Genomic DNA, 25259 nt, shown 5'->3' on the forward strand with positions numbered 1-25259 from the left:
AAACCAAACGACGGTCGTGCCGAAAAGGTCACAACCCCGCGTCGAAGAACCGTCACATGGACAGCGGCGGTTCGCAGTGCAGCATCTGGCTGTAAAGTGTCGTCAGTCACTCGGTTGGGGGCCGCTGGGACTGCGGGATTGGCGGCCGCTCGACGCGAGCGCGGCCGCTGGTATTCACTCGCAGCTCGACGCATGGCCGCCGCCGAACTCCCCTTGCATGGAGATCGCCGATGCGCGCCCGCCAGATTCTACTCCTCACCGCCGCCGCCTTCGTCACCATGGGGACCGCGCATGCGGCCGACCTCACGGTCGCCGAGCCGGTCGACTATGTGAAGGTCTGCGACGCCTTCGGTGAGGGCTTCTTCTATTCGCCGGGCACCGACACCTGCATCAAGATCGGCGGCTATGTGAAGTTCGGCACGGCCTTCGGCGACACCGACTTCGGCTACTACAACGAAACCTATCCGGGCAGCAAATGGGACAACTTCTACACTGAGGCGTCCATCCAGCTGACCGCCTCGTCGGTGACGGAGTTCGGCAATCTCACCGGCTTCATCGACATGCGCGCGCAGACGGGCAACCAGGGCAATTTCAGCGCGTCGGCCATCCAGGTCGTCAACAGCCAGACCAACACCGCCTATCTCGACAGCGGCTATCTCCAGCTCGGCCCCGTCAAGGCCGGCTATTTCACCTCGCTGTTCGATTTCGGACGCGGCTACACCGACACCGAGGCCTTCGGCTCCGACACCACCACCGACCATATCGAGTTCACCTATGCGACCGGCGGCTTCGCCTTCGCCTTCTCGATCGAGGACCAGCGCGATCGCGGCGCCGTCGGCGCGACCGACGGCCTCGTCGAGGAAGACGGCGAATGGTCGATCGGCGGCCAGAAGAACATTCCCGATCTCGTCGGCGCGATCTCCTATTCGTCCGGCATCGTCAGCGCCAAGCTGGCCGGCGCCTATGTCAACGACGCGATCAACATCAATGGCAGCGGCACGGCGATCGATCCCTATGTCGCCGATCCGGAGACCGGCTGGGCGATCGGCGGCGGACTCGAGTTCAATCTCGACGCGATCGCCAAGGGAGACGCCTTCTTCTTGTCGGCGTCCTACGGCAACAATGCCAACAGCTATACCGGAATCGCGGGCGGTACCTCGGTCGCGGATCTCGGCGGCTTCGAATTCGACGAACTGGCGGCGGCGGCGACCGGATCGAGCTGGAGCGCGCTCGCGTCCTACAAGCACAACTGGTCGGACAGCGTCTATTCGGCGGTCACCGGCGGCTATGCCTCCTATGACGGCGACGGCAGCTTCTTCGGCGACTACAGCCTCGACGCTTGGCGCGGCGTGGTCTCGACCGGCTGGACCCCGGTCACCGGCCTCGACCTGATGCTCGACGGCTCCTATTCCAAGGTCGAGGAATCGGACGACGGCACCGGCGACGCCTGGGCGGTCAATCTGTGGATGCAGCGCAGCTGGTAACGCCATCGGCGCGCCGGTCCACCCGGCGCGCGCCTCGTCCTGCGGGAGGATCGCGCGCCGTCTCGCGCCCTCCGCGGCGCTGCTCCGCGTGGTGTCGCGTCGAAACACCCGGAAACGGAGAAAGAGCCAAAGATCGCCATTGATGGGCCTTGCCGAATTGGAAGACGGTGAGGCGTCCTCACGGCTGCCGGAGTGCGGCCGTGGGGCTCGATGGACCCGCAGCCTGAGCCCGTACCCAGATGAAAACGCCCTTCCTCGTCGCCGTCTCCCTCGCGGCCCTGATCTCGTCCCTGCCCGCCTTCGCGGATGAGACCGGCGGCAAGACCGGTCTCTTCAACACCCGCTATTGCGAGATCCTGACGCTCGACCGCGACGGTCTCAAGGTCGACGCGACCGTCTACAACACCATCGGCTTCAACGACTGCCCGAGCGATGCCTGGAACGGGATCACGGAAAAGGCCGCCGCCAGGCAGCTCGGCGTCGGCGGCGTCGAACTGAATGGCCCGCGTTACTGGGTGCTGGACGGCATCAAGGGCTCGGGCGTCTCGACCACTGGCAAGACGATCACCATCAACGGAATCGAGATGGGCGAGCGCGCGACGCTGGTCGCTTCGATCTTGCAGGCGCTCGGCGACCACAAGCTCTACAAGCCGTCCGAGATCAAGCGTGACACCGTCTTCACCTACAGCGCCGGCAAGCCCGTCTTCGACCTGACGGATCCGGATGGCAATGTTTACCGGATGCAGTCCTATGCCCAGATCGTCGACAAGCAGCAGACGCTGGATGATCTCGCCGGGCTTGGCGCGAAGCTGAAGCTCCCGAAGGGCTGGGCCTATGCGACTCGCATCCTCGACAAGGACGAGGAACTCGTCGCGACCGGGATCGCCTATGTCCTGCAGGACGACTTCCTGAACAGCTACCAGCGCATGTAGGCTGCGGAGCCGGTCCGGACCGGAATGATGGACGAAGAGAGGGCCGGCAGGGTGCCGGCCATCAACCCTTGTCGCGCAGCAGCCGGCTCTTCTCGCGGTTCCAGTCGCGTTCCTTCTCGGTCGCGCGCTTGTCGTGCAGCTTCTTGCCGCGTGCGAGCGCGATCTCGACCTTGGCGCGGCCGCGATCGTTGAAGAAGATCTTGAGCGGCACGATGGTCATGCCCTCGCGCTGCACGGCGACGGCGAGGCGGCCGATCTCCTTCTTGTGCAGCAGGAGCTTCCGCGGCCGCCGCGTCTCGTGGTTGAAGCGGTTGGCCTCGAGATATTCCGGGATATAGGCGTTGTAGAGCCAGACCTCGCCGTTCTTCTCGGCGGCGTAGGATTCGCCGATCGTGCTCCGGCCGCCGCGCAGCGACTTGACCTCGGTGCCGGTCAACTGAATGCCGGCCTCGAAGGTCTGCCCGATCTCGAAGTCGAACCGCGCCCGGCGGTTGTCGGCCGCCAGCCGGTAGCGGGGGTCGCCCGTTCCGCCAGCCATCAGATCGTCCTCAGTTGGTCAGGCCCGCATGCACCAGGGCGGCGCGGATCGCGGTCTTGGTCTGCTCGGTGATGCCGACGAGCGGCAGGCGCACGTCGTCGCGGATGGTGCCGAGCACGGACAGCGCATACTTCACACCGGTGGGATTGGGCTCGATGAACAGCGCCGAATGCAGCGGCATCAGGCGGTCCTGATAGCTGAGCGCCTTCGTATAGTCGCCCGCGAGGCAGGCTGCCTGGAATTCCGAGCAGAGCCGGGGCGCGACATTCGACGTGACCGAGATGCAGCCGACACCGCCATGGGCGTTGAAGGCGAGCGCGGTCGCGTCCTCGCCCGAGAGCTGGATGAAGTCCGGCCCCACGGCATGGCGCGTCATGCTGACCCGCTCGATCTTGGCGGTCGCATCCTTGACGCCGACGATGTTCGGCAGATCGGCGAGGCGCGCCATGGTCTCGACGCTCATGTCGATCACCGAGCGGCCGGGGATGTTGTAGATGAAGATCGGCAGCGAGACGGCGTCGTTGATCGCCTTGTAGTGCTGGTAGAGCCCTTCCTGGTTGGGCTTGTTGTAGTAGGGCGTCACGACCAGCACCGCATCGGCGCCGGCGCTCTCGGCATGGAGCGCCAGATCGATCGCCTCGCGGGTGTTGTTGGAGCCCGCGCCGGCGATGACCGGGACGCGGCCGGCCGCGACCTCGATGCAGATCTCGACGACGCGCTTGTGCTCCTCATGCGAAAGCGTCGGGCTCTCGCCCGTGGTTCCGACCGGCACGAGGCCGTTGGTGCCCTCGGTGATCTGCCAGTCGACGAAGCTGCGGAACGCCTCCTCGTCGACAGCGCCATCACGCATCGGCGTCACCAGAGCCGTGATCGAACCCTTGAACATCGCGCGAATCCGCCCCTTTGCCGTCAATCGGCCCGATTCCGTCCGGATAGAGTTGGAGGGCGGCTCGGGCTATGCTGCGGCGATCATGCCCTCAACGAGGGCGGGACCATAGAGGCTGGCTCGCGCGAGGGCAAGGACCCGCCAGCGCCGACCGGCAGCCACGGAGACGCGCGTCAAGCCTTTCTTCACCATGGCGCCGGTAGCATCGCGAAGGGCGGAGCGTCGCGCCGGGGGCCGGCACGACGCTGTACAGCGTGAGGAGAGGACGAGGCATGATGGCGCGAGATACGGGCAGGAACCGGCTGAAGGGCGGGATGATGGCGCGCGTGGCGCTTGCCGCGCTGCTCACCGGCTCCATGGCCGGGCAGACACTCGCCGAAACCATGCCGAAGCCCCGTGCCCATCCGGCCCGGTCCGCCTCGAACGACGATCTCACCACCTCGGCCATCGCGCCGGTCGCGAAGCCTTCGGCGCCGGTCAAGGCGTCGGCGGCCTCGCTCGCCAACGACTTCGCCAGCGCGCTCTCGCCGAGCCAGATCGGGCTCGAGGCGGCGATCAAGCTGGTCGACAGCGGCCAGGTCGGCAAGGCGATGGCGATCGCGCAGCTGATGCCCGACCAGACCAACCGCCACATGATCCAGTGGCTGGTGGCGCAGAGCGGCAGCCCCGACGTCTCGGTGCAGATGATCACGCAGACGGCCGCCGAACTGCCCGACTGGCCGGGCCAGTCGCTGATGCGGCGGCGCGCCGAACAGGCGCTGCAGCGCATGAATGCCGATCCGGCGACGATCATCGGCGCCTTCGCCAACACCAAGCCGGGCTCAGACGAAGGCCTCATCCTCCTGACCGGCGCGCTGGTCTCGGCCGGCCGCACCAACGAGGCGGCGGCGCTGCTTCGTCCGCGCTGGCGCCGCGACAGCTTCTCGGCGGCCAACGAGGCGACCATCCTGCGCCAGTTCGGCGGGCTGCTGACCGCGGCCGACCACAAGGCGCGGATGGACAAGTTCTTCTATGACGACGACGCCGAGGAAGGCCTCGCGATCGCCAAGCTGCTCCCGGCAGACTATCAGGCGCTCGCCGCGGCCCGGGCCGCGGTGATCAACAAGTCGCCCAAGGCCGGCGCGATGCTCGACAAGGTGCCGGCCAAACTCAAGAAGGACCCGGGCTACATCTATTCGGCGACGCAGTATCTGCGCCGTGCCGAGCGCTACAAGGAAGCGGCGGCGATGATGCTGACCGCGCCGCGCACGGCCGAGCAGCTCGTCGATCCCGATGCCTGGTGGATCGAGCGGCGCGTCCTCTCGCGCGAGATGCTCGATCTCGGCGATGCGCGCACCGCCTACAAGCTCGCCTCCGAGCATGCGGCGGAATCGAGCGCCAACCAGGCCGACGCGGAGTTCCATGCCGGCTGGTATGCGCTGCGCTTCCTGAACGATCCCGTCACCGCCCGGCGCCATTTCGCGGCGATCCAGGCGGCCTCGACCATGCCGCTCAGCCAGTCGCGCGCCGAATACTGGCTCGGCCGCTCGGCCGAGGCGATGGGCGACCGCAACGAGGCCATCGCCCAGTACCGCCTCGCCGCCGCCTATCCGACGACCTTCTACGGCCAGATCGCCGCCGCCAGGCTCGGCGTCAAGCAGCTGAGCCTGAAGAACCCCGGCTCGGCCGACGGCGCGACGAAGAAGCGCTTCCTCTCGCGCGAGATGGTCCAGGCCCTGCAACGCTTCGCGGCCGCCGGCTATGCCGACCGTTCGCGGCAGTTCTACATGCAGCTCGCCGATACGCTGACCAACCCGACCGAGGTCGGACTGCTGGCCGCGATGGCCGAGAAGAGCGGCCAGCATCAGGTGGCGCTGCAGATCGGCAAGAAGGCCTATGTCCGCGGCCTGCCCGTCGATACCCTCGCCTTCCCGATCGCGGCGATCCCGAGCGGCGTCAAGACGACGGCGATCGAGAAGTCGGTGGTCTATGCCGTCGCGCGGCAGGAGAGCGCCTTCAATCCGGCCGCTGTCAGCCATGCCGGCGCGCGCGGCCTGCTGCAGTTGATGCCGGGCACGGCCAAGATGGTCGCCAAGGCGGCGGGCGTGCCCTATTCGCTGCCGCGCCTCACCAGCGATCCCGGCTACAACGCGACGCTCGGGGCGGCGCATCTCGCCGATCTCGTGGACGACTTCAACGGCTCCTACATCATGGCCTTCGCCGCCTACAACGCCGGCAAGAGCCGCGTGACCAAGTGGGTGCAGCAATATGGCGACCCGCGCGACCCGAATGTTGACGCCATCGACTGGATCGAGCGCATCCCGTTCACCGAGACGCGCAACTATGTCCAGCGCTGCACGGAGAATCTCCAGGTCTATCGCGCGCGGCTCGGCGAACCGGCGCTGGTGATCAACCGCGACCTGCATCGCGGCAACCCGACCTGAGCGCCGGGGTGCCGGGCGAGGCCTTCACCTATCGCTCGAAGGATGGGCTGACGCTCGCCGGCACCGCCTACGGCGCCGGCAATCCGGGTCTGCCGGTCGTGTGCCTGCCCGGCCTCACGCGGACGACGCGCGATTTCGCGCTGCTCGGCCGCGCTCTCGAAGACACTGGCCGGCAGGCCGTCGCCTTCGACTATCGCGGCCGTGGCCGTTCCGGCCGCGACCCGACCGGCCTCACCTATACGGTCCCGGTCGAGCTCGACGATGTCGTGACCGGAATGGAGGCCCGCGGGCTCGGCCGCTCGATTCTCGTCGGCACGTCGCGGGGCGGCATCATCGCCATGAGCATGGCGCTCGCGCGGCCCGACCTCGTCGCCGGCGCCGTGCTCGTCGATATCGGCAGCCGCATCGAGACCGCGGGCCTGTTGCGCATCAAGTCCTATGTCGGCAAATCCGCGCCGCCGCTCGATTTCGGCATGGCGGCCGGCATGCTTCGCGCGCTGAACGGCGAGAGCTTCCCGGCCTTCAGCGACGCCGACTGGCAGGAGCAGGCGCGGCTCACCTTCGCCGACGAGGGCGGCAAGCCCGTTGCCGACTACGATCCGGCGCTCGCGGCCGGAATGGCGGCGCTCACCGAGGCGACGCCGGCCATCGACCTCACCCATGCCTTTGATGCGCTGGCGGGCGTGCCCGTGATGGTCATCCGCGGCGCGACGTCGGACCTCCTCAGCCCGGCGACGGTGGCGGAGATGGCGGCGCGCCATCCCGGCCTCGTCGCGATCGAGGTCCCCGGCGAGGGGCATGTGCCGATGCTGCGCGGCGGCCTCGTGACGGCAATCGTCGATTTCGCGCGGTCTATCGGCTAGCGCGCGGTCCCCGCACGGGACCATCGGCGATCGCCAGCCGCGCCGCCTGCCCGATCCAGTCCTCGGCGACGGGCGTCTCCCCGGCATTGAGATAATCGGCGACCCAGGCGAGTTCCTGCGGCGTCCAGGCGGCGATCTGGCTGAAGTGATAGACGCCGATGCCGAACAGGCGGTCGGCATTGCGCCGGCCGAGCCCGGCGATCCGGTGCAGCGGATCGGCCCTGCCCTTTCGGGGCCCGGCCAGCGCCGGCGGCCGCATCTTGGCGGGCATGCGCTGCGGCCGCGCCGGCGGCGGTTCCTCGGCCAGCACCTCGGCCTCCACGACGACGGACGCCTCTTCCGAAGGCCGGCGCGGGCGCGGCGGTTCCGGGCGGGCCGGCACCGGCAGCGGCGCCGCCAGCAGCGTGGCCTCGCGCGGCTCCGATCCGGCGCGCTTCGGCTGCCAGACGAGCGGGCGCAATCCGCGCGACAGCAGCCAGCCGACCAGCCCGCCGACGACGAAGCAGAGTGCCAGGATCGCCCAGATCTCGGCGGCGAAGCGGATCATCGGCGCCCCCGCTCGATCCGCTGGCCGAGCGTCCTGCGGCGCGCGGCGACGATCTCGGCCGCGATGCCCGCGAGGATGCCGAAGCCGGCGCTGGCGGCCATGAACGGCCAGAGGCGGAACAGGAGATAGTCCATTCCCGCTCCCCTATCGGCTCTCGACGGTGAAGGCGATGCGGCTGTTCCGCTCCCGCCCTTCGGCCGTCCCGTTGCTCGCCACCGGCTTCGCCTCGCCATAGCCGACTGCGGTCAGCCGCTCGCGCCGGACGCCGTCCGCAACGAGGAATGCGAGCACCGCTTCGGCCCGGTCGGCGCTGATCGCCTTGTTGCGCTTGGCGCCGCCGGCCGAATTGGTGTGTCCGCCGATCTCGATCCGCGCGGCGGGGCAGCGCTGCACGATCGCCGCGAGGCGGTCGACAAAGCCGAAGCTCTCCGGCGCGATCGTATTGTCGTCGGCAAAATCGATCTCGCGGGCGGCCAGCGCCTCGTCGAGCGCCGCCTGGCATTCGGCGGCCGAGAGCGGCGCGCCGCCGACCGCGACGATGGTGCGCGAGGTGAAGGCGAACTCCTTCGGCAGCGCCGCGGTCAACGCCGCCTCGATCGCGGCCCGGGCATCCGGCGACACCGCCGCGCCGGACAGCGTCAGTGACTGGTCGGCGATATCGGCGCGGCCCGATGTGAGACGGCTGACCGCCTGCACCGCCGCGACCGCGACATCCGTGAAGGCGGGCGGCGCGCCGCTGGCCCGCTCGACGCCGATTTCCACCTCCGCTTCCGGCAGGCGCGGCTTGGCGGCGGCGAGGATGGCGGAGGTCGCCGCATCGTCCGGCACGAAGCCGCCCAGCGTCAGGCTCCTGTCGGTCCGTGCCAGGCTGAAGGTGAAGGGCGAGACCCGCGCCGGCGCCACCGCCTCGCTTTCGAGATCCATGCCGGCCGGCAGCGTCTTCGCCAACTGGTCCGAAAGCGTCTTGAAGGCGGCGATCGAGGCGGCCTCGCCCTCGATCGCATAGCGCTTGCCCTCGAGCGCGACGCTTCCCCGCGACAGGAGGGCGAGCTGGTCGAGGCTGAAGCTGAGCGCGCCGATCCAGTCCATCTTCGGGTCGCCGGCGGCGATGACGAGCCGATTGTCGATCCTGACACCTGGAAAAATGCTGGCCGCGGCATCGGAGACCCGCGCGCGGACATCCCCGGTCGGCACATAGCCGGCGAGGATCAGCCGGTCGGCCGTGCGGCTCGCGCGCCAGACATAGGGATCGACGAAGGGCGGCACGATCTCGAGCGAGCCGAGCGCAACGCCCTCTTCGCCACCGTCGCGCCGGGCGCCGAGATCGGCCAGCAGGGCCTGATGATCGGCGACCGACTTCGCCTTGCCGGAGAGCGAGAGTACGCCGCCCTCGATCGTCGCGGCGCCCTCGGCGAGGCGGGGCAATTCCGTCACGGCGAACACCGCCGCCGCGGCGAACCCGTCCGGCCCGCCGGAAGCGAGGCGTGTCTGGTCGTCGAGGGCGATGTCGGGTTTCGCCGCGCGCGCCGCCGCGTCGATGGCATCGCGCGCTGCTTCGGAGGGTACGAAGCCGGAAATGCTCACCTTTGTTCCGTCAAAGGCGGCCCTCCAGACGAAGGCCTCGGCTCTCGGCGGCAGGATACGGACGGTGCGCAGCGTGATGTTCGCGGGCATGCCCTTGGTCAGCGCCGCGGCCGCGGCGGCGAAGCGATCCTCGTCGAGCGCCGTTCCCTCGATGGAAAGATCGGGGCCGGTCAGCGTCGCCGTGCCGTCCGAAAGCTCGGCGACCCGGGCCAGGGCGAATCGGGCGAGGCCGAGGAAATCCACCGGCTGGCCGCGCGCAAGCTGCGTCCGGTCATCGACGGTGACACCGGGAAAGAGACCGGCGAGGTCCGATTTCAGCGCGAGTCGGATGTCCTCGGACGGCACATAGCCGCTCAGGGACACCCCGTCGCGGTCGCGCGTCGCCGCGAACACATAGTTGGCCTTGAGCGGCAGGATCGCGCTGGAATCGATCACCCGGCGCACCCCCTGGACCGTGGCGGCGGTCGCGTCCGCGAGGCGCTGGGCCTCGAGCGTCGGCGCGGTACCGCCGAGCACGACCGTCTGCCCCTCGACACGGGCGCTCGCCCAGGACTGGCCGGCTTCCGCCAGCTGGCGGTCGACGCGCTCGGCGAGGTCAGCCTCGATCGGCGCGCGGATCATCGCCACCGCCGCCGCGGCGAGCAGCGAGACGATCAGCAGCCCGGAGAGAAAAAAGATGCGCAGGCCGGTCATGGCGGTGCGCGGCGGGTCGAGGAAGCGCCTGGCGAACAAGGATGGCGCCGGCCGGGCAGCGACCCGGCGGCGCGCTCAGCTCGCGGCGGACAATCGCCGGCCATCGTCCCGCTCTCCGGCCATCATGGCGCCGGCCGTTCATGCCGCCGGCGGATCAGGGATAAGTGCAGGAATCGTGGGTTCGCCGCAAGCATCGCGGCGAAACGCGCGGTGGATGAAGACCGAAGGGACCCCGAGGCCCCGGCCGCTATTGCGCGGCGGCCTGGTCGCGCCCGCCATGCTTGGCCATCCAGTCGTCCGACAGCGCCAGCGCGGTCCGCCGCTCCGTCTCCGTCGCGACCGAGAAGGCCTGTTCCTGAAGCCGCTGGATCCAGGGATCGTCGCCCTGCGAACGGTCGCGGGCGACATTCAGATACATGAGGCCGAGCACCGGCTCGCGGCCGACGCCCTCGCCCTCGAACAGCATATGGCCGAGCAGCGCCTGCGCGCGGACATTGCCCTTGGTGGCGGCGAGCTTGGCCCAGCGCACGGCCTGGCGCGGGTCGGGATCGCCGCCCTCGCCTTCGTAATACATGCGGGCGAGATTGAGCTGCGCTTCCGGATCGCCGAAATAGGACGCCGCATAGGCGTACATCTGCCGGGCGCGGCCGAAATCCGGCTTGATGGCGCTGTTCGGGATGCCCTCCCGATAATAGGAGCCGAGCTCGACGAAGGCGTTGGCGACGAAGCGGGCCGAGCTCCCGGCCGGATTGTCGTCGGCATGGCCGTCGGCAATCTCGCTGAACATCTCGAAGGCCTTCATGTCGTCCTTGGCGAGGCCGTCGCCTTCGGCATACATGCGCCCGAGCTTCCACTGCGCAGCGGCGTGGCCCTTCTCGGCGGCATAGGTCAGCGCCTCGATGGCCGTGGTCTTGTCGCCCTGCTTGTAGGCGTTGAATCCGAGACGGAACGCTTCGGTCGGCGTGGCGTTCTTGTCGAGCGTGCGGGCATCGAGCGCGAATGCGCCCGAAAGACCGCTCAACAGGCCAAGGCCGAACAGGGCAGCGCCGCCGAACGCGTTACAGTACCGCATAGCTTGCCACTTCGTTGCGGACAGCCGCGCCTTCAGCGGCGAAAAAGCACCACTGTCGGCCGAGGCGGGCCGCGTCGCCGCGGCCATGAATGGGTTGAAGGAGAATATGGCCCTGCTTTCCGGCGAAACCTAGGCCGGCGAAGAGGGCGTCGACCGAATGCCTCGGCCGGTCGCCAACTGTGCAAGCAGAACCGCTGTTTCCCACGCTACGCCGCAAGATCTGTCCTATCCGCCCCCGGATGGTGCGCAAGCTCGTGTCGCTTTATGGCTGAAAGGGGGCAGATCGGGGCAGATGAAGACCGGCGCGGAGTCTTGCTGCAACACTGTTGCCACCCCGCCACAGACGCTTCGACAGCGACCGCCGGAGGAGTTCGGTCCGGCGGCCGACCGCACTCAAATCGAACAAAACGGAAACACTCTCGCCCGGGAGCCGCGGGCGTGGCAAGATTCCTGCTTGATTCGTGGGGACGGTCCGGGCCATCTCCCCGCGACAGGAACGGGATGCCAATGGACGACACCAGCGATCTCTTCGGCGCGGCTCTGCCCGATGCGGCCAAGCCGGCGCCGGGCACGAAGGCTCGGTCTGCCGAGGCCCGCTCTGCCGAGACGCGCGCCGCCGCCCCTCGCCCGGCGGAGGCCGACTATTCCGCCGCCGATATCGAGGTGCTCGAGGGTCTGGAGCCGGTACGGCGCCGGCCGGGCATGTATATCGGCGGCACCGACGAGAAGGCGCTGCACCATCTCTTCGCCGAGGTGATCGACAATTCGATGGACGAGGCCGTCGCGGGCCACGCCAATTTCATCGAGGTCGAGCTCACGGCCGACGGCTTCCTGACGGTCACCGACAATGGACGGGGCATCCCGGTCGACCCGCATCCGAAGTTCAAGGACAAGTCGGCGCTCGAAGTGATCATGACGACGCTTCACTCCGGCGGAAAGTTTGATTCCAAGGTCTACGAGACCTCGGGCGGCCTGCACGGCGTCGGCGTCTCGGTGGTGAACGCCCTGTCCGAGGTGCTGGAGGTCGAGGTCGCGCGTGGCCGCAAGCTCTACCGCCAGTCCTTTGCGCGCGGCGTTCCGACATCCGGCCTCGAGCTCGTCGGCGATGTCCAGAACCGGCGCGGCACGCGGACCCGCTTCAAGCCCGACCCGCAGATCTTCGGAGCGGGAGCGACTTTCAGCCCGGCGCGCATCTTCGCCATGGCCCGTTCCAAGGCCTATCTCTTCGGCGGCGTCGAGATCCGGTGGAACTGCGCGGCCGAACTCATCGCGACGGGCGCAGCGACGCCGACCACGGCGGTCTTCCATTTTCCGGGCGGCCTCAAGGACTTCCTCGCCGCCGATCTCGGCGAGGAGAAGCCGGTCACCGGCACGATCTTCGCCGGCCGGACGGACAAGGCGAGCGGCCATGGCGCCGCCGAATGGGCCGTCACCTGGTTCCCCGGCGACGGCTATGTCCGCTCCTACTGCAACACCATCCCGACCCCGGAGGGCGGCACGCACGAGCAGGGTCTCCGTACGGCGCTCCTGCGTGGCCTCAAGGCGCATGCCGAACGTACCGGCAACAAGCGCGCCTCGATCATCACCGCCGAGGACGTGATGACCTCCTGCGCGGCGATGCTGTCCGTCTTCGTCCGCGAGCCGGAATTCGTCGGCCAGACCAAGGACCGCCTCTCGACCGGCGAGGCGGCGCGCATCGTCGAGAAGGCGATCGGCGATCCCTTCGACCACTGGCTGGCGGCCTCGCCGCAGGATGCCTCGCGCCTGCTCGACTGGGTGATCGAGCGCGCCGACGAGCGGCTGCGCCGCCGTCAGGAGAAGGAAGTCTCGCGCAAGAGCGCGGTCCGCAAGCTTCGCCTGCCGGGCAAGCTCGCCGATTGCAGCCAGAGCGCGGCACAGGGCAGCGAGATCTTCATCGTCGAGGGCGATTCGGCCGGCGGCTCGGCCAAGCAGGCGCGCGACCGCGCCAGCCAGGCGGTGCTGCCGCTCCGTGGCAAGATCCTGAACGTCGCCAATGCCGGCCGCGAGAAGCTCGGCGCCAACCAGCAGCTCGCCGATCTCATGCAGGCGCTGGGCGTCGGTCCGCGCAGCCAGTATCGCGACGAGGACCTTCGCTACGACAAGGTCATCATCATGACCGACGCCGATGTCGACGGCGCCCATATCGCGTCGCTGCTCATCACCTTCTTCTATCGCGAGATGCCGCAGATGATCGCCAACGGCCATCTCTATCTCGCCGTGCCGCCGCTCTACCGCATCAGCCAGGGCGGCAAGACGCTCTATGCGAGAGACGACGCACACAAGGATCAGTTGCTCAGGACCGAGTTCACCGGCAAGGGCAAGGTCGAGATCGGCCGGTTCAAGGGCCTCGGCGAGATGATGCCGGCGCAGCTCAAGGAAACGACGATGCACCCCTCGAAGCGGACGCTGCTGCGCGTCGGCATCGTCGATGGCGAGATCGAGCTGACGCGCGACACCGTGGAACAGCTCATGGGCAACAAGCCCGAGGAGCGCTTCCGCTTCATCCAGGACAACGCCGCCTTCGCGACCGAGATCGACATCTAGGCGAGGCCGGCCGGAACGGGGACGCACCCATGGGCGTGACGGGCATCGGCGGTTTCTTCTTCCGGGCGCGCGATCCCGAGGCCCTGCTCGCCTGGTATGCCGAGCATCTCGGCATCGGCGCCGATCCGAACCCCGTCTGGCATACCGAGGCCGGCCCGACGGTCTTCGCCCCCTTCGCCGAGGCCAGCGACTATTTCGCCGCCGATCGCCGCTGGATGCTCAATCTGCGCGTCGACGATCTCGACGCGCTCGCGGCCAGCCTCCGCGCGGCCGGGATCGAGGTCGTCACCCGGCCGGAATGGGACATGCCCGGCATCGGCCGCTTCGCCCGCATCCACGACCCGGAAGGCAACCCGATCGAACTCTGGCAGCCGGCTGCTGTGGCTCGGTCCGCCGCATCATGACGCGCTGTCTCTAGTCGCCCTCCTCTATGGCCGACCTGTTCTCGCCGATCGACAGGGCGCAGATGCGCGAGAGGTGGGTGTAGGGAAGACCCGTCTCGGACCGCCAGGCGTTGAAGGCCTTCTGGATCTTCGCCATGTCGCCCTTCGATTTCGGCTCGGCCGCGATATCGACGCCGGCATCGCGGAGGCACGCGACGACGTCGGCCGAGGTGACGAAGGCGTCGAAGCCGAGGAAGCGCAGCAGCATCTGGCCTGAATTGCCGCCGAGCCGGCTGCCCCGTTTCGCGAGGAGATCGAGTAGGCCGACCTCGTCGTCCGCCGGCCAGGCGGCGAGGAAGCGGCCGAAGCTGCCATGCTCGGCGGCGATCGCCCGCACGAAGGCGGCGTTCTCCCGCACCGAGCGGATCTTGGCGCCGTTGCGCACGATGCGCGTATCGCGCTCCAGTCCGTCCCAGTAGTCGTCGGGCTGGAACATCAGCGCCGCCGGATCGAAGCCGAGAAAAGCCGCCTCGAAGCCCGGCCACTTGGCCTCGATGACGCTCCAGACGAAGCCAGCGCTGAAGACGCGCTTCGCCATCATCGCCAGCGCGCGATCGTCGGGGAGAGCGGCGAGCGCTCCGTTGCCGGGAACGGCCGGGAGAAGCGCGGCGAGCGCCGCCGCGCCGCCCTTGCGCTCTTCCGCGCGCTCGCGAATGAAGGCAAACGGGATCATCGGACCTCCTCCCCGCGCCTTTCGGCGTCCTGTCCTGCATGCGTCTCGAGCCGCCGACCGGCAATGAGGCCGGCGAGCCGCGCGCGATCCGCCTCGAGGGCGAGCGAGTGCTCGGCGCGGGCGAGTGCCAGTTCGGCCTGCGCCAGGGCGGCGCGCCGGAAAGCCTCGCTGCCGATCGCGGCGAGCGCGAACAGCGCCTTGCGGATGCGCAGCTGCACCTCGATCAGCCCGGCGCCGTCGCGGGCGACCAGCATGAAGGCGTCCTCGAAGAGGTCGGCGTCATCGAGCGGGGCGACATGGACGCGCGGAAACTGGATCTCGATCTCCTCGGGACGATCCTTACCCTCCCCCCACAGCGCGAGCAGCCGCGTCGTGCGGCCGATCACGTCGATCGCGGTGCCGGGATCGTTAGTGGCCGGCGAGAGCGCGCGCGAAGCGATCTCGCTCATCACGGCGAGGCCGAAGCGCGGGTCCTGGTCGAAGCTGCGCTCGGCGCCGATCGAGAAGGCGCCCCTGATGGCCGCGATCGCCTCGCCGCCCTTCTCGCCTTCGAGCGAGCCGGCGACGAAGACGAGCGGCGTTTCCGGATAGAGGAACGCGCCGACCGAGGTCGCCAGAAAGATGTCGCCGTCGATGTCGTCGGCGGCGTCGGCCAGTGCTCCGATGTCGATATGCTGGACATAGCCGATCTGATCCGTCGTGACGGGCGCGGCATCATGCGGGATGTCCCCGGCATCGCTTAGCGGCGCGCCGCCGAGCGTCGGCTGCGCGATCCATATCGCGAGCGCCGAACGCGCCGCGCGCTCGACGCGGTCGGTCGTCTCGCCGACCCGCCCGAGCCGCGTCAGATGGTCGATCCAGCGCAGCAGCGTCACCACGATGAGCACGATGACTCCGATGGTGACGAGGAAGAGGATGGTGCGGCCGCGGTCGCCATAGGCGCCGGTCTTGAGCACGACGATCCCGACGATGCCGAAGAGGAACGAGCCGAGGAAGGTCGACAGCACATTCTGCGTGACGCGATCCTCGATCAGGAGCTTGGTCGCGCGCGGCGTCACATTGCTGGTCGCGGAGCCATAGGCCGAGGTCATGACGCTGAGCGAGAAGGTGGTGACGGCCAGCATCGAGGAGGCGATGATGTCGAGAATGCCCTCGACGGCATCCGCCCCGATGTCACCCGGCAAGGTCCAGGGAATGTATCGCTCGACCACCGCGGCGAGAATCGCTGCGAAGACGCCGATCGCACCGATGAACGAGGCGCGGATCCACAGGCGCCGCGTCAGCTGCCTCAACAGCCATTCCCACCGCGACATGCACGCCTCCCCGCTCCGGTCCGGCCATGGCGCGAGTCGCGCCTCGGGAGAATCTAGCGCGCCGGTCCGGATTCGGCGAAAGGCACCCCGGCGTGGCCGCTGAACTCGCCGGTCTCTTTCTCGCCGCCCTCGTCGCCGCCACCATCCTGCCGGCGCAGTCGGAGGCGGTTCTGATAGCGCTGATCGCCAGGGGCGACGTTCCGGTGGCGCTGCTGGTGGCGGTCGCCACCGCCGGCAATGTGCTCGGCTCGGTGGTGAACTGGCTGCTCGGCCGCTTCATCGAGCGCTGGCGGGACCGCCGCTGGTTTCCCGCTTCGGAAGCGTCGCTCGACCGGGCGCAGCGCTGGTATCGGCGCTTCGGCCGCTGGAGCCTGCTCTTCGCCTGGCTGCCGGTGGTCGGCGATCCGCTCACGGTCGTCGCCGGCATGCTGCGCGAGCCGCTGCCGTCCTTCCTCCTCCTCGTGACGATCGGAAAGCTCGGCCGCTATGTCGCGCTGGCGCTGGCGGCGAAGGGCCTCGTCGGGTGAGCGTCAGACATAGAAGCCGTCGCGCAGATTGATGCCGTGCTCGATATAGGCCTTCATGCAGGCGAGCATCTGCGCCCAGCCCTGACAGTTGCCGAAGCTGGATCGGAGGCCCGCCTCGGTCTGCCGCCAGCCCGCCTCGCTGATGGTGACGAGCGTGCGCCCGTCGGCGAGCGGCTCGAACAGCATGGTGACGGTCGTCTCGTAGGGTCCGGCCTTGCCGCCCGGCGCCGCGTCGCGGTCGCCCGCCTCCCAGCGCAGCACGATCCGCCGATCCTTCTCTACCTCGACGACATGGACCGGGAAGGCTCCGGGAAAGTCGGCGAAATCCCATGTCACCGTGGCGCCGGTCTTGAGCCGGCCCTCGGCGCCGCCGGTGGTGAAATAGCCGGAGAGCGTCTTCGGATCGACGACCGCCTCGAACACCTCGGAGACGGGCCGGGCGATGCGGCCGGAAATCGTGAAGGCGAGATCCATGGCGAGGTTCCTCCCGATGACGACGCCACCGATCATGTTATAAAAAGATAACATGTCAACCGATGATTCGATGGAGCGCGTCTTCAAGGCGCTGGCGGCGCCGACAAGGCGGGCGCTGATGGATGCGCTGAAGGACGGCCCGCTGACGACCGGGGAGCTGTGCCGGCGCTTCCCCGAGCTGGACCGCTGCACGGTGATGCAGCACCTGAAGGTGCTGGAGGCGGCCGACCTCGTGGTCCCGCAGCGCAAGGGCCGCGAGCGCTGGAATCATCTCAACGCGCTGCCTATCCGGCACATCCACGACCGCTGGATCGGGCCGCATGCCGCGCGCGCCGCCGGGCTGCTCATGCGTCTGGAGACGGACCTTGGCTCCGCCGAATGAGGGATGCGGATCGGCTTGCCGACCCCGCGGTCGGGAAGTAGCGTCGCGGCCGCCGGCTGCCACGCGCCGGTCGAACTGACGCCCCGGAGGTCAGCATGCCGAACCGCGCCCTGCTCACGACCGCGCTTCTCGCAGCCGGACTGGCGGCCGTGGAACCTGTCGCCACCGCCAGGGCGGATGCCGTCGCCGACGCCGTCGCGACCATGGAGGCCTCCGTTCAGGACGTGCGGATCGCCGGAGGCTGGGAGCAGGACGGCCGCAAGGGCGTCTTCCGAGTCGTCATCGCGAGGTCCGGGTTGCCGCAGACCGCGCGGTTGTTCGTGCAGTGGATCGCCACCGGCGTCGACGGTTCCGAGGCGCTCGTCCGCTCGGTCGAGATCGCGGAGATGGAGGCGCTGAAGCTCGATATCGCCGATTTCGTCACCGAGTCGGACCCCGACGGCCTCAGCGTCTTCGTCGAGGTGATCGACCCCAAGGCCGACACCGATCAGAGCTACGAACTGTTCCTCGACCACGACGGCAGCTACCGCTTCGGGCCGGCCAGTAACTAAAAAAGCAGGAATCGGCGTCGCATAGGCCCGAATTCCTTCTAAAAGTTTGACAAATCGACCTCGATGCCGGTATCTGCCTGCGACGCTCACCGTTGGCGCCGACGCCACGTCGCCGGGCCACGCAGCCCATCGGGCCATATCCTTCTTGACCGCATCCTTCTCTACGCTCGGGCTTAGCCCCAAAGTGCTGTCTGCCGTCGAGGCAAGCGGCTACACGACTCCGACGCCGATCCAGGCCGAGGCGATTCCCCATGTGCTGGCGCGCCGCGACGTGCTCGGCATCGCCCAGACCGGCACCGGCAAGACGGCGGGCTTCGTCCTGCCCATGCTGACGCTGCTGGAGCAGGGCCGGGCCCGCGCCCGCATGCCCCGCACGCTGATCCTCGAGCCGACCCGCGAACTCGCGGCGCAGGTGGAGGAGAACTTCAACAAGTACGGGCAGAACCACAAGCTCAACGTGGCGCTGCTCATCGGCGGCGTCTCGTTCGGCGACCAGGAAAAGAAGCTCGACCGTGGCGTCGACGTCCTGATCGCGACGCCCGGCCGCCTGCTCGACCATTGCGAGCGCGGCAAGCTCCTGATGACCGGCGTCGAGATCTTCGTCATCGACGAAGCCGACCGGATGCTCGACATGGGCTTCATTCCCGATATCGAGCGCATCAGCAAGCTGCTGCCCTTCACGCGCCAGACGCTGTTCTTCTCGGCCACCATGCCGCCGGAGATCCAGCATCTCGCCGATACGTTCCTGTCCAATCCGGCGCGCATCGAGGTGGCCCGCCCCGCGACCACCGCAAAGACGGTGACGCAGGCCTTCCTCGCGACCGGCCGGGAATCGGCCGAGAAGCGCGAGGCGCTGCGCGGCCTCATCCGCGGCGCGACCGATCTCAAGAACGCGATCATCTTCTGCAATCGCAAGCGCGACGTGGCGGTTCTCGCCCGCTCGCTCGAGAAGCATGGCTTCTCCGTCGGCGCGTTGCACGGCGACATGGATCAGCGCGCCCGCATGGCGACGCTCGACGCGTTCAAGAACAACCGCCTCACGCTGCTCGTCGCGAGCGACGTGGCGGCGCGCGGCCTCGACATCCCCGATGTCAGCCATGTCTTCAACTTCGATATCCCGACCCATGCGGACGACTATGTCCACCGCATCGGACGCACCGGCCGCGCCGGACGCTCGGGCACGGCGATCACCCTCGTCGCGCCCGCCGACCAGAAATATCTCTCGGCGATCGGCAAGCTGACCGGCGACGACGTGACCTGGCTCGGTGACCCCGTCCAGGCCGGCGAGCGCGAGGAGCGCCCTGCCCGTTCCGGGCGCGGTGGTCGCAAGCCCGAAGGCAAGGGAGAAGGTCGCAGCGAGGCGAGGAGCGCCCCGAGGGGCGAGACCGCTTCTCATGCCGAGACCGCGGCTGACACCGAGGATCGCGAGGTCCAGGTTCGCGCCGAGGACAGCAAGGCCGAGGGTCGCCGCTCCGGCGGCCGCAAGCCACGTCCCGCCGTTGCCGAAGAGGCCGCCGACCTCTCGGCGCGCCCGGTTCGCCAGGGCGAGGAAAGCCGCCGGCCCGTGCCGCGCAGCCCGGCTCCGCCCCGCCCCGAACGTGGCCAGCGACGCCCTGAGCGTGACGATGGCGAACGCGTCATCGGCCTCGGCGATCACGTTCCGCAGTTCCTTCTGCGGCCGGTTCGCGCACCGTCCTCCTGAGCGGAGACGGCGCGGCCTGGCCGCGCCTTAACGCGCCGTTCACGATGCCATGCCGCGGCTTCTGCGAGGCCGTGGAGTGCGAACCCCCCTTAGCACCTCGTTAGGAATTCGCGTCCAGATTGTACCCGTCCGAGGGATCGAAAGGTCCCGCACAGACGGTCGGGGGACATGAAGGACAGCGGTGACTTTCTGCGTAAGGCCAGCCTGGCCCGGGCGGCGCTCGCCGCGCTGGAGCAGCACGACCTGGCGCCCGAGCCGCAGAATTACGCACTCTTCTATGCCTATGCTTCGGGAAGCGAGCCGCTTCTGAAGGAGGCGGTCGACGGCATCCTGCGCGAAGAGGGAGCGCTGTCGCGGGCGGATCTCGCCATGTTGTGCCGGGCCTTCCTGCGCGACCAGGCGCTGGGGCTCACCTGGCACGAATTGCCACTCGACCCGATCGGAAACGCACCATCGGCGTCACGCGATGCCACCACCAGCGCCGCCGCGGCGCTGAGCGCGGCGCACGCGGCAGCGACGCGCAACGGCAGCCGAACGGCGACCATCGATCTCGTCCGCCGCCTCGTCGCGGCGACCCGATCGATCGAGGAGCGCAAGCGGCTGATCGAGGAGGAGCTTGTCCGCTCGCGCGCCGAGCTCGACGCGCTGCAGGCCAGCCTCGACAATGTGCGGCATGAGACGCTGAACGACCAGCTGACCACGCTCGCCAGCCGACGCCATTTCGACGAGGCCTTCGAGCGGGCGATCGCCGGGACACGTGAGAGCGGCGCTCCCCTCTCGCTGCTCTTCACCGACATCGACCACTTCAAGTCGTTCAACGACCGCTACGGCCACCAGACCGGCGACCATGTGCTGCGGCTGGTCGCGCTGGCGGTGAAGCAGAATGTGCGCGAGCAGGACACGGCTTGCCGCTATGGCGGCGAGGAGTTCGCCGTGATCCTGCCCGGCACCGCCGCCGCGGAAGCGATGGTGATCGGCGAAGAGATCCGGGCCGCCGTGATGGGGCGCGAGTTCCGCCGTCGCGCCAGCGGGGAAAAGTTGAGGCCGGTGACGATCTCGATCGGCATCGCCAGTTTCCTTCCCGGCGATACGGCCTCCAGTCTCATCGAGCGGGCAGACCGCTGCCTTTATCGGGCGAAGAGCTCCGGCCGCAACCTCGTGATGTCCGACGACGGGCAGCCGCTGCGCGAACGCGCATGAGCGCTATTCCCGCAATGCCTTGCGATGCGGTCCCCGGTGGGTGAAGCTGCGGACGTCACGAGGAGGAGTCTCGACCGCCATGGCTGACCAGCCCGTCAAGGGACCTGCGTCCTACTTCCCCTCGATCGAGAAGACATACGGGCGGCCGATCGCCGAATGGCAGGAGCTGCTGCGCGGCCGCCTGCCGGCGAAGCATATGGAACTGGTCGCGTTCCTCAAGCAGGAGCACGGCATGGGCCATGGTCACGCCAACGCGCTCGTCGCGCATCTCCTGGCGGGCCAAGGCTGACGGATCGGCGCCGGCGCCCGCCGCAGTCGATGGCGCTAGAGCCGGGTCAGCGCCCAGCTGGTGAGTTCGATCAACACCTGGTCGAGTGCCTGGTTGAGCCCGGCGACGGCAGCTGGCGCGGTATCGGCCGTGACGGGCACGCGGGCACGGAACACCTTGAAATCGACCACGCGGCCGTTGCGGTCGTTCATGAGACGCGCCGAGATCTCGACATCCGCGACCATGCCCGAGCCGTCGACGACGACGTTGAAGGTGCGGATATCGGTCAGCAGCTGATAGTCGATCGACAGGCCCTCTCCGGGCCGGCCGACGGCATGCGCCTGCTTCGAAAGCTCGAAGGTCTCGATGATCCGCGCCTGGAGGACGTTCGGCAGCGTGTCGGGATATTGCGCGTCCGGGTAATAGGCCATCAGCGAGCCGCGCGAGACGACGATGCGCTGTGTCGCGAGGATCTGCAGCGCAGTCGGCGCCGGGATGAGCACCTGGGCGCGGCCCGCGCGGGAAACCTTGGGCAGTTCGCGCGGGCCCGTCAGGTCATAGGTGTTCGGCGGCGGCCGCGTGACGAGCGCGCTGACGCAGCCGGCGAGCAGTGTGGCGAGCAGGACGGCGGCCAGAGCGCCGAACGGCAGGGATCGCGTCATCTTGGCCATCTTGGTCTGCCCTCGCGGTTGGCGGTAACCCGCGGTCATTTGCGGTTGTATTCCTTGACGGTCGGGTTCCCGAAGACGAAGCCCTGCGGATTGCTCTGAACGGAATTCAGCGTGCGGTTGAACTGCGTCGTCGTGCGCTGCAACTGGTTCACCAGCTGGTCGATATTGCGCAGGCCCGAGCCCGTGAAGTCGGCGATGTTGGCCGAGATCGCGTCGGCGCGGCCGGCGAAGGCGTCGGCGACCTTGCGGATGGACACCGCCGCGGCCGCCGCCTCCTTGAAGAAGTTCTTGCTGTCTGGATCGTTCACGATCGCGTCGGCGCCGCCGAGGATCGAGTCGAGCTTCGCCGAGGCGTCGTTGAGCCGGCCCATCAGCTGGTTGGTGCTGCCGACGATCTGCTCGACCTCAGGCTGCTGCTTGCGGGCGAAGGCGACGAAGTCGCGGGCGTCGGCCACGGCGGCGCTGGCATCGGCAACGATCTTGTCGACGTCGACGGTCGCGCCCTGGATACGGCGGGCGACGGTCGCGACGTCCTGGATCGTGCTCTTCACGGCCTCGACCTGAACGGCGTCGATGATCTGCCGCGCCGAGGCGAGCGTCTGGCCGAGCTGCTCCGAGACGTCCTTCACGTTGGAGACGATCTGCGGGAAGGCGTCGGCCGATTGCGCCAGCTTCTCGACCACCTTGTCGATCTGGTTGATCGCGTCGGCGATCTTGCTCGGATCGACGGCGGCGAGGATCCTGTCGGCCTTGCCGACGAGGCCCTGCAGGTCGCCCGACAGCGCACCGACCTGCTTCGACAGCGCCGAAACATTGGCCAGGAAGTCGTTGATTCCATCGGAGTTCTGCGCCAGCGCGCCGGTGAACTTCTCGACATTGGCGAGCGTCGTCTTCACCGAGGGCTGGGCGTCGTCGAGGATGACGTTAAGCCGCTCGACGGTCACATTCGCCTTGTTGAGAAGGTCCTGCGCGCTGGTCAGGATCTCGGAAAGACCGGAGCCCGAAGCGACGAGGGTCGGAATTTCGGTCTCGTCGAAGATGCTCGGCAGATTGGCCGAGCCGCCGCGCAGCTCGATCGACGCGATGCCGGTCAGGCCCTGCACGCCGACGGTGGCCTTGGTGTCGGACTTGATCGGCTGGTTGGGGTCGACCGAGACCATGGCCTCGACCTGGTTCGGGTCCTGCGGGTTGATGCGCAGCGTGGTCACGTCGCCGATTCTGATGCCGTTGAACAGCACCTGGCTGCCATTGGCGAGACCGGTGACCGAGCCGGGAATGAGGATGCGCAGCGGCTTGCGCGTGCCGCTCTCGTCATAGCGGGCGAGCCAGTAGACGAAGGCGAAGCAGGCGACGATCACCGCCAGGGTGAACACGCCGATGGTCGCGTAGTTCGCGCGGGTTTCCATGCCTTACGCCTGCTCCTCGAGGCGGCGCGCTCGGGCGCCGCGGAAGTATTTCTGAACCCATGGATGATCGAAAGCGAGCATGTCCTTGATGGTGCCCTCGATCAGCACATGCCGGTCGCCCAGCACGGCGATCCGGTCGCACACCGTATAGAGACTGTCGAGATCGTGCGTCACCATGAACACGGTGAGACCGAGCGTATCGCGCAGCGTCGCGATCAGCGCATCGAATTCCGCCGCGCCGATCGGATCGAGGCCGGAAGTCGGCTCGTCGAGGAACACGATGTCCGGATCGAGCGCCAGCGCCCGCGCGAGGCTGGCGCGCTTGATCATGCCGCCGGAAAGCTCCGAGGGCAGGCGATCGGCCGCTTCCGGCGCGAGGCCGACGAGGTCGATCTTCAGCCGGGCCAGTTCCTCCATCAGCCGCGGCGAGAGCTTCAGATGCTCGCGCATCGGAAACTCGACATTCTGCAGCACGTTGAGCGACGAGAAGAGCGCGCCCTGCTGGAAAAGCACCCCGAGCCGCTGGTCGATCTGCGCGCGGATCGCGGGCTCGGCGTCGTCATAGGGCTGGCCGAGGATCTCGACACTGCCGGCCGTCTTGGCCTGCAGGCCGAGGATCGTGCGCAGCAGCACCGACTTGCCCGTGCCGGAAGCGCCGACGATGCCGAGGATCTCGCCGCGATAGACGTCGATGTCGAGATTCTCGAGGATCATGCGCTCGCCGAAGCCGACCGTGATGCCGCGACCGCGGATCACGGTCTCGCTCTTCACGGGCACGGACGTCTTGCGGACCGCCATGATCAGTAGCTCACGGCGCTGAAATAGATGGCGAACACGCCGTCGACGACGATGACCATGAAGATCGCCTTCACGACGGAGGATGTCGTCCGCGCGCCGAGCGACTCGGCGCTGCCCTGGACGCGGAAGCCTTCGGTCGCCGCGATGATGCCGATGATCAGCGCCATGAACGGCGCCTTGATGATGCCGACCCAGAAGGTGCTGACATAGACCGCGTCGCGCAGCCGCATGATGAAGGCGGAGGGCGGCAGGCCGACATAAAACCAGCTGACAAGGCCGCCGCCGACGAGGGCCGAGAAATCGGCGACCACCGTCAGAAGCGGCAGCGCGATCACCAGCGCCAGGATGCGCGGCAGGACGAGCACCTCGTTGACGTCGAGGCCGATGACGTCGAGCGCGTCGATTTCCTCGCGCATCTTCATCGAGCCGATCTCGGCCGTGAAGGCGCTGCCGGAGCGGCCGGCGATCATGATCGCCGTCAGGAGCACGCCGAGCTCGCGCAACACGAGGACGCCGACGAGATCGACGACATAGACCTCGGCGCCGAAGGGGCGCAGCTGGAAGGCGCTCTGCTGCGCGATGATGGCGCCGATCAGGAGCGACATCAGCGAGATGATCGGAACGGCGCGCAGCCCGGCGCGGTCGATGTGGAACACGACCGACGTGATTCGGAAGCGGCTCGGGTTGACCAGCGCCTTCAAGAAGCCGACGGCGACGCCGCCGAGAATGTTGAGGCCCGCTTCGGCGTCCGAGACGGCGCCATACATGCCGCGGCCGATGCCCTCGAGCAGCTCGACGACGACGCTCTGCCGCTTCTTGCGCGGCGGCAGCTCGCGCTCCGCGTCCTTGAGCGCCGCCAGAAGGCGCATGACATTGTCGGAGCCGCCCTCGAAGCTGACCTCGACGCCCTTGGCGCCGACCTCGCGCTCCAGCCGCGTGATCAGCCAGCCGCCGGCGGTGTCGATATGGTCGACGTCGGAAAGATCGATGACGACGGCGCGATCGGCCGCTGCGACCGCCTTCTCGATTTCGCCCTCGAGGACGCTGGCGCTGGCGAGAGTCCACTCGCCGCGCGGAACGAGTCGCAGCTGGCCGTCCGAACCGTTTGTTTCGAGTTTCGCCGCTGCTTCAGCCGCCACGACCATTACCGGTGTCGAACCCTCTTGCGGCCGTGACCTGCGGGCAGCCATTGTGATGCTGTCCGCTCACCAAGCTTCCCGACCCATCCCACCTAGTGGCATGGGGAGAGGAAGGACGGCAAGCG

General features: G+C 68.3%; 25 protein-coding genes. 12 read left to right on the forward strand and 13 right to left on the reverse strand.

Features of this window, described 5'->3' with window-relative positions; translation table 11 throughout:
- The first annotated feature begins 230 nt into the window (after positions 1–230).
- On the forward strand, positions 231–1484 hold the full coding sequence (locus QO015_RS05005; RefSeq protein WP_266281074.1) for a porin: 1254 nt from the start codon (positions 231–233) through the stop codon (positions 1482–1484).
- A 239-nt stretch (positions 1485–1723) separates the two neighbouring features.
- On the forward strand, positions 1724–2416 hold the full coding sequence (locus tag QO015_RS05010) for a hypothetical protein (protein WP_266281073.1): 693 nt from the start codon (positions 1724–1726) through the stop codon (positions 2414–2416).
- Between the two features lie 61 nt (positions 2417–2477).
- Here the strand turns inward: QO015_RS05010 and smpB are convergent, their stop codons facing one another.
- Both smpB and dapA read right to left on the reverse strand, forming a co-directional pair.
- Positions 2478–2954, reverse strand: coding sequence for an SsrA-binding protein SmpB (smpB, locus tag QO015_RS05015; protein ID WP_266281072.1), 477 nt, complete (start codon positions 2952–2954; stop codon positions 2478–2480).
- A 10-nt stretch (positions 2955–2964) separates the two neighbouring features.
- Positions 2965–3840, reverse strand: a complete 876-nt coding sequence (gene dapA, locus QO015_RS05020) for a 4-hydroxy-tetrahydrodipicolinate synthase (protein WP_266281071.1) — start codon at positions 3838–3840, stop codon at positions 2965–2967.
- Positions 3841–4112: 272 nt separating this feature from the next.
- Between dapA and QO015_RS05025 the strand changes: the two genes are divergently transcribed.
- Positions 4113–6263 carry a lytic transglycosylase domain-containing protein gene (locus QO015_RS05025; RefSeq protein WP_266281070.1) on the forward strand — a complete coding sequence of 717 codons (2151 nt, stop codon included), beginning with the start codon at positions 4113–4115 and terminating at the stop codon, positions 6261–6263.
- An 8-nt stretch (positions 6264–6271) separates the two neighbouring features.
- On the forward strand, positions 6272–7126 hold the full coding sequence (locus QO015_RS05030) for an alpha/beta fold hydrolase (protein WP_266281069.1): 855 nt from the start codon (positions 6272–6274) through the stop codon (positions 7124–7126).
- On the opposite strand, the gene QO015_RS05035 is transcribed toward QO015_RS05030, so the two are convergent.
- From QO015_RS05035 to QO015_RS05050, 4 genes are all read right to left on the reverse strand, one after another.
- The gene (locus QO015_RS05035; protein ID WP_266281068.1) at positions 7116–7673 is read right to left on the reverse strand and encodes a helix-hairpin-helix domain-containing protein; all 558 of its coding nucleotides are present in this window, start codon (positions 7671–7673) and stop codon (positions 7116–7118) included. The two genes, QO015_RS05030 and QO015_RS05035, sit on opposite strands and share 11 nt — an antisense overlap.
- Complete coding sequence (locus tag QO015_RS05040) at positions 7670–7807, reverse strand: hypothetical protein (RefSeq protein ID WP_266281067.1); 138 nt, start codon at positions 7805–7807, stop codon at positions 7670–7672. The genes QO015_RS05035 and QO015_RS05040 overlap by 4 nt, the downstream gene beginning before the upstream one ends.
- A gap of 10 nt (positions 7808–7817) precedes the next feature.
- Positions 7818–9989: an OmpA family protein gene (locus tag QO015_RS05045; protein ID WP_266281066.1), complete on the reverse strand. Its 2172-nt coding sequence runs from the start codon at positions 9987–9989 to the stop codon at positions 7818–7820.
- Between the two features lie 208 nt (positions 9990–10197).
- Positions 10198–11022, reverse strand: a complete 825-nt coding sequence (locus QO015_RS05050; RefSeq protein ID WP_266281065.1) for a tetratricopeptide repeat protein — start codon at positions 11020–11022, stop codon at positions 10198–10200.
- A gap of 507 nt (positions 11023–11529) precedes the next feature.
- On the opposite strand from QO015_RS05050, the gene parE reads away from it, so the two are divergent.
- Entirely contained in the window at positions 11530–13587 is a 2058-nt protein-coding gene (gene parE, locus QO015_RS05055; protein ID WP_266281064.1) for a DNA topoisomerase IV subunit B, read from the forward strand.
- Positions 13588–13616: 29 nt separating this feature from the next.
- A complete protein-coding gene (locus tag QO015_RS05060) occupies positions 13617–13991 on the forward strand; it encodes a VOC family protein (RefSeq protein WP_266281063.1) in 375 nt (124 codons plus the stop codon).
- Between the two features lie 10 nt (positions 13992–14001).
- Here the strand turns inward: QO015_RS05060 and QO015_RS05065 are convergent, their stop codons facing one another.
- Positions 14002–14703, reverse strand: a complete 702-nt coding sequence (locus QO015_RS05065) for a DNA-3-methyladenine glycosylase I (RefSeq protein WP_266281062.1) — start codon at positions 14701–14703, stop codon at positions 14002–14004.
- A complete protein-coding gene (locus QO015_RS05070; protein ID WP_266281061.1) occupies positions 14700–16016 on the reverse strand; it encodes a DUF2254 domain-containing protein in 1317 nt (438 codons plus the stop codon). The genes QO015_RS05065 and QO015_RS05070 overlap by 4 nt, the downstream gene beginning before the upstream one ends.
- Positions 16017–16108: 92 nt before the next feature.
- Between QO015_RS05070 and QO015_RS05075 the strand changes: the two genes are divergently transcribed.
- On the forward strand, positions 16109–16543 hold the full coding sequence (locus tag QO015_RS05075) for a YqaA family protein (RefSeq protein ID WP_266281060.1): 435 nt from the start codon (positions 16109–16111) through the stop codon (positions 16541–16543).
- Between the two features lie 3 nt (positions 16544–16546).
- On the opposite strand, the gene QO015_RS05080 is transcribed toward QO015_RS05075, so the two are convergent.
- Positions 16547–17017, reverse strand: coding sequence for an SRPBCC family protein (locus tag QO015_RS05080; RefSeq protein ID WP_266281059.1), 471 nt, complete (start codon positions 17015–17017; stop codon positions 16547–16549).
- Between the two features lie 52 nt (positions 17018–17069).
- Between QO015_RS05080 and QO015_RS05085 the strand changes: the two genes are divergently transcribed.
- From QO015_RS05085 to QO015_RS05105, 5 genes are all read left to right on the forward strand, one after another.
- A complete protein-coding gene (locus tag QO015_RS05085) occupies positions 17070–17399 on the forward strand; it encodes an ArsR/SmtB family transcription factor (protein WP_266281058.1) in 330 nt (109 codons plus the stop codon).
- A 95-nt stretch (positions 17400–17494) separates the two neighbouring features.
- Entirely contained in the window at positions 17495–17950 is a 456-nt protein-coding gene (locus QO015_RS05090) for a hypothetical protein (protein ID WP_266281057.1), read from the forward strand.
- A 184-nt stretch (positions 17951–18134) separates the two neighbouring features.
- Positions 18135–19652: a DEAD/DEAH box helicase gene (locus QO015_RS05095; RefSeq protein ID WP_503128752.1), complete on the forward strand. Its 1518-nt coding sequence runs from the start codon at positions 18135–18137 to the stop codon at positions 19650–19652.
- 168 nt (positions 19653–19820) lie between these two features.
- The gene (locus tag QO015_RS05100; protein ID WP_266281056.1) at positions 19821–20852 is read left to right on the forward strand and encodes a GGDEF domain-containing protein; all 1032 of its coding nucleotides are present in this window, start codon (positions 19821–19823) and stop codon (positions 20850–20852) included.
- Positions 20853–20931: 79 nt separating this feature from the next.
- Complete coding sequence (locus QO015_RS05105; protein WP_266281055.1) at positions 20932–21141, forward strand: DUF4287 domain-containing protein; 210 nt, start codon at positions 20932–20934, stop codon at positions 21139–21141.
- A gap of 35 nt (positions 21142–21176) precedes the next feature.
- On the opposite strand, the gene QO015_RS05110 is transcribed toward QO015_RS05105, so the two are convergent.
- Genes QO015_RS05110 through QO015_RS05125 form a run of 4 tightly spaced genes read right to left on the reverse strand, consistent with a single transcriptional unit; the run spans position 21177 to position 25140 of the window.
- Complete coding sequence (locus tag QO015_RS05110; protein ID WP_266281054.1) at positions 21177–21782, reverse strand: ABC-type transport auxiliary lipoprotein family protein; 606 nt, start codon at positions 21780–21782, stop codon at positions 21177–21179.
- A 44-nt stretch (positions 21783–21826) separates the two neighbouring features.
- On the reverse strand, positions 21827–23197 hold the full coding sequence (locus tag QO015_RS05115) for an MlaD family protein (protein WP_266281053.1): 1371 nt from the start codon (positions 23195–23197) through the stop codon (positions 21827–21829).
- A gap of 3 nt (positions 23198–23200) precedes the next feature.
- The gene (locus QO015_RS05120) at positions 23201–23995 is read right to left on the reverse strand and encodes an ABC transporter ATP-binding protein (RefSeq protein ID WP_266281052.1); all 795 of its coding nucleotides are present in this window, start codon (positions 23993–23995) and stop codon (positions 23201–23203) included.
- A 2-nt stretch (positions 23996–23997) separates the two neighbouring features.
- Positions 23998–25140 (reverse strand): MlaE family lipid ABC transporter permease subunit, encoded by a 1143-nt coding sequence (locus QO015_RS05125; protein ID WP_370877396.1) that lies wholly within the window; start codon positions 25138–25140, stop codon positions 23998–24000.
- Positions 25141–25259: the final 119 nt, after the last annotated feature.

Source organism: Kaistia geumhonensis, from assembly GCF_030815145.1.
Classification (GTDB): domain Bacteria; phylum Pseudomonadota; class Alphaproteobacteria; order Rhizobiales; family Kaistiaceae; genus Kaistia; species Kaistia geumhonensis.

Bases quoted from the DNA above. Each gene is read 5' to 3' on its own strand.
- QO015_RS05005 (WP_266281074.1), top strand. From the start codon at position 231: ATGCGCGCCCGCCAGATTCTACTCCTCACCGCCGCCGCCTTCGTCACC.
- QO015_RS05010 (WP_266281073.1), top strand. From the start codon at position 1,724: ATGAAAACGCCCTTCCTCGTCGCCGTCTCCCTCGCGGCCCTGATCTCG.
- smpB (WP_266281072.1), bottom strand. From the start codon at position 2,954: ATGGCTGGCGGAACGGGCGACCCCCGCTACCGGCTGGCGGCCGACAAC.
- dapA (WP_266281071.1), bottom strand. From the start codon at position 3,840: ATGTTCAAGGGTTCGATCACGGCTCTGGTGACGCCGATGCGTGATGGC.
- QO015_RS05025 (WP_266281070.1), top strand. From the start codon at position 4,113: ATGATGGCGCGAGATACGGGCAGGAACCGGCTGAAGGGCGGGATGATG.
- QO015_RS05035 (WP_266281068.1), bottom strand. From the start codon at position 7,673: ATGATCCGCTTCGCCGCCGAGATCTGGGCGATCCTGGCACTCTGCTTC.
- QO015_RS05040 (WP_266281067.1), bottom strand. From the start codon at position 7,807: ATGGACTATCTCCTGTTCCGCCTCTGGCCGTTCATGGCCGCCAGCGCC.
- QO015_RS05050 (WP_266281065.1), bottom strand. From the start codon at position 11,022: ATGCGGTACTGTAACGCGTTCGGCGGCGCTGCCCTGTTCGGCCTTGGC.
- parE (WP_266281064.1), top strand. From the start codon at position 11,530: ATGGACGACACCAGCGATCTCTTCGGCGCGGCTCTGCCCGATGCGGCC.
- QO015_RS05060 (WP_266281063.1), top strand. From the start codon at position 13,617: ATGGGCGTGACGGGCATCGGCGGTTTCTTCTTCCGGGCGCGCGATCCC.
- QO015_RS05065 (WP_266281062.1), bottom strand. From the start codon at position 14,703: ATGATCCCGTTTGCCTTCATTCGCGAGCGCGCGGAAGAGCGCAAGGGC.
- QO015_RS05070 (WP_266281061.1), bottom strand. From the start codon at position 16,016: ATGTCGCGGTGGGAATGGCTGTTGAGGCAGCTGACGCGGCGCCTGTGG.
- QO015_RS05080 (WP_266281059.1), bottom strand. From the start codon at position 17,017: ATGGATCTCGCCTTCACGATTTCCGGCCGCATCGCCCGGCCCGTCTCC.
- QO015_RS05085 (WP_266281058.1), top strand. From the start codon at position 17,070: ATGTCAACCGATGATTCGATGGAGCGCGTCTTCAAGGCGCTGGCGGCG.
- QO015_RS05090 (WP_266281057.1), top strand. From the start codon at position 17,495: ATGCCGAACCGCGCCCTGCTCACGACCGCGCTTCTCGCAGCCGGACTG.
- QO015_RS05100 (WP_266281056.1), top strand. From the start codon at position 19,821: ATGAAGGACAGCGGTGACTTTCTGCGTAAGGCCAGCCTGGCCCGGGCG.
- QO015_RS05105 (WP_266281055.1), top strand. From the start codon at position 20,932: ATGGCTGACCAGCCCGTCAAGGGACCTGCGTCCTACTTCCCCTCGATC.
- QO015_RS05110 (WP_266281054.1), bottom strand. From the start codon at position 21,782: ATGACGCGATCCCTGCCGTTCGGCGCTCTGGCCGCCGTCCTGCTCGCC.
- QO015_RS05115 (WP_266281053.1), bottom strand. From the start codon at position 23,197: ATGGAAACCCGCGCGAACTACGCGACCATCGGCGTGTTCACCCTGGCG.
- QO015_RS05120 (WP_266281052.1), bottom strand. From the start codon at position 23,995: ATGGCGGTCCGCAAGACGTCCGTGCCCGTGAAGAGCGAGACCGTGATC.
- QO015_RS05125 (WP_370877396.1), bottom strand. From the start codon at position 25,140: ATGGTCGTGGCGGCTGAAGCAGCGGCGAAACTCGAAACAAACGGTTCG.